This is a genomic window from Bacillus pretiosus, from assembly GCF_051294775.1.
In the GTDB taxonomy this organism is placed as follows: domain Bacteria; phylum Bacillota; class Bacilli; order Bacillales; family Bacillaceae_G; genus Bacillus_A; species Bacillus_A wiedmannii.
Window position 1 is genome coordinate 1 of record NZ_JBPPHF010000184.1, and the last position, 306, is coordinate 306.

Sequence of the window (306 nt, forward strand, 5' to 3'; positions counted from 1 at the left end):
GCAATCTCAATCACTTGCATCGCTTGACCATTTGACACGCCAAATCCAAATTTCGAATCATCTTGGCCTGTTGTAATATATTCATGTGTGTGCGCCTCTACTCCGGGCGTTACACGACTTAATATGTTCACAAATTTCCCATGTTGCACTGCTAAATCATGCAAAATTTCTAATTCCAAGAAATTATCTACGACAAAACAACCAATATTCGCCTGAAGAGCCATCACAATTTCTTCTTCTGTTTTATAATTGCCGTGAAAATGAATGCGTGATGCCGGAAATCCTGCTTGCAGCGCAGTATATAAT

At 39.5% G+C, this 306-nt stretch carries 1 pseudogene; it reads right to left on the reverse strand.

Annotated elements, in window-relative coordinates:
- Nucleotides 1-306 (reverse strand): annotated as a pseudogene (locus ACSG5Z_RS30425) (diaminopimelate decarboxylase); the annotation flags it as partial.